The following is a 2,736-nucleotide window of genomic DNA, read 5'->3' as shown; positions in this document are numbered from 1 at the left end:
CCCGAATTTTTCATGTTTCACCCCCCGCTGTTTTACGTTGGGTACGAAATTTTGCGGAACGTGTTTATGAAAAGCCTGAGCCTGGTGAGGCCATCATTGTTGAGCTTGATGAAATGTGGCATTTTCTGAAGTCAAAAAAAACAAACTTTGGATCTGGAAAGCCTATTGTCGTGATACCGGTCAACTCATCGACTGGGAATGTGGAGGGCGTGATCAGGCTACCCTCCACAGATTGATGGAGCGATTGAAAAAGTGGAAAGTCTGGTTTTACTGTACGGACAAGTGGAAGGTTTATCCTCTGGAGATAGCCGAAAACGATCTGCTTCAGGGGAAAAGTGGCACAGTCCGTATAGAAAGGAACAATTGTCGCCAGCGTCACTGGTTTGCCAGATTCCGCCGAAAGTCGGTCGTTGTTTCACGGAGTCTGCATAGGGTTGACTTGACGATGGCTCTTTTTGCCAGGTTTCATGTGAATGGAACTCTGGATGACATTAAAACATTATTTAGTTAATACTCTCAGAAAATTCTGGCCAGCGGAAAAGACCCGTCCGTTGAGAAAAAGCTGGACAGGGAGAACACCCGGAACACTTTTGAAAAAATTGCCCATGAATGGCACGAAAAGCAGATTTCCAAATGGTCGGCAAACTATTACAAACGAACAATGGACAATCTCCGCAAGAACGCCTTTCCCTATATCGGGAACAGGCCGATTACGGATATTTCCATGCAGGAAATCCTGGCTATGCTTCGCAGGCTGGAAGGGAGGGGCACGATTGCCACAGCCTACGCCATACGCGGCCTTTGTTCGGGAATTTTTCGCTACGCTGTCGCCAGCGGCCTTGCAGAGCGCAATCCAATCCCGGATTTGCAGGGAGCCATGATCCCGCATGTGAAGAAACGCCATCCGACAATCACCGACCCTGAAAAAGTTGGCGAACTCATGCTCAGGATTGACGACTATCGCGGAGTTGCCGCAGTGCGGGGGGCCTTGCAGCTTATGGCGTTGACCTTTTGCCGTTCATGGGAAATCCGCAATGCCGAGTGGAGCGAGTTCGATTTTGAGGACAGACTCTGGCGCATTCCCGCCTCAAAAATGAAAATGCGGCGTGAGCATCTTGTGCCGCTCAGTCCTCAAGCCATTGCAGTGCTGAATGAAATGAAAATGTTTTCCGATCATGCAAGCCATGTTTTTCTTAACCAGAGGGATCATTTCAAACCAATCGGCGTTTATTCCCTTATCAGCGCGATTCGTATCATGGGCTATGCCAAAGATGAGTTCACCCCGCATGGTTTCCGTTCCATGGCGAGTACGCTGTTGAATGAACAGGGTTATCACCCTGACGCCATTGAGCGGCAGCTTGCCCATGTTCCCCATGAGCGCATTCGCGGCATTTACAATCGCGCCGAGTATCTTCCAGAACGACGTAAAATGATGGACGACTGGGCAAATTTATCTTGACCAGCTCAAAACCCTCCATCAGCATCCAACTATATCCTAACATTCATTAATCTCAACAAGATTTCAAAAATAGCCGTCCAGCGAAGTCCACGGAAAACCCTTGACATGAACCCCTTATAGGGGTTTAGATCGGGGTCATGGAAAATTTTTCAGGGGTTTCTTGTGGGAGTTTGTTTTGAGGAGGGTAACGTCTTGGCACGATTGATAAAACCGCTGACGGCCACACAGGTGAACAATGCCAAGCCAAAAGATAAGATGTACAAACTTTTTGATGGCGGCGGATTGTTTTTGCAGGTCAACCCGTCCGGTGGCAAGCACTGGAAAATGAAATACCGCAAAAATGACGGTAAGGAAAGCTTGCTGACTTTCGGCAGCTATCCGGCCATCTCCCTGGAACAGGCGCGGAAAATGCGCGACGAAGCCAGAGCACAGAAAGCGGTTGGCATTGATCCGGGAATCGCCAGACAGGAAGCAAAGGCGGAGCGTGTCAAATCCGCCCGCAATACCTTTGAAGCCGTAACGCGGGAATGGATTGAGATTCACTCCACAAAAATCAAGGCGCAGTCCATGCACATCTATGAGGTGCTTTTGGACAAGTTCGTTTTCCCGATTATCGGCAAAAGGCCCATAGGCGAGATGAAGGGGCCGGATTTTCTTGAACTGTTGCGCGGCGTTGAAGCCCAAGGCCAGCTTTATTCCGCCAAGCGTATCGCCATTCTCTGCGGAATGATCATGCGCTTTGCCGTGGCGACAGGCCGGGCCGAGATTGACCCCTTGCCATCCGTGCGCGGCTGTCTGCGGGCGCACAAGACGAAACATTTTGTGACCATGACCGACCCAAAAGAAGTGGGCAGGCTTCTGAGAACCATAGACGCCTATCCCGGCAGCCTTGTGGTGTCCAGCGCCCTGAAAATTGCTCCATACGTCTTTGTGCATCCTGGCGAACTTCAACAGGCCAGGTGGGCGGATATTGATTTTGACGCCTGCGAGTGGCGCTACACCACCAGCAAGACGGGCACTCCGCATATAGTTCCGCTGGCTCCGCAGGTCATGAGAATACTGAAAACGCTGTATGCCTACACGGGCCATCAGGAATGGGTGTTTCCTCATAACTGGCAAAAAGGCAAACCTATGGCAAAAACCGCCCTGCTTGCCGCCTTGCGCGCTATGGGAATAACCAGTGAGGAAATGACGCCCCACGGTTTCCGGGCAATGGCACGGACGCTGCTTGATGAGGTGTTGGGAGAGCGTTACGATTTGATAGAACACCAGCTTGC

Annotated in this window: 2 protein-coding genes and 1 pseudogene; all 3 read left to right on the top strand. The window is 50.7% G+C overall.

Going from position 1 to position 2,736, the window contains the following annotated elements:
• A pseudogene (locus G7Y52_RS15440) lies at window positions 1–236 on the top strand (hypothetical protein); the annotation flags it as partial.
• 287 nt (window positions 237–523) lie between these two features.
• Window positions 524–1,459, top strand: a complete 936-nt coding sequence (locus G7Y52_RS14710) for a tyrosine-type recombinase/integrase (RefSeq protein WP_346773720.1) — start codon at window positions 524–526, stop codon at window positions 1,457–1,459.
• Window positions 1,460–1,651: 192 nt separating this feature from the next.
• On the top strand, window positions 1,652–2,736 hold a 1,085-nt coding region (locus tag G7Y52_RS14705; RefSeq protein ID WP_165073207.1), incomplete at its 3' end, for an integrase arm-type DNA-binding domain-containing protein.

It is taken from the genome of Desulfovibrio sp. ZJ200, assembly GCF_011039095.1.
Lineage (GTDB): Bacteria > Desulfobacterota > Desulfovibrionia > Desulfovibrionales > Desulfovibrionaceae > Desulfovibrio.
This window is presented reverse-complemented; position numbering and strand designations above follow the sequence as displayed.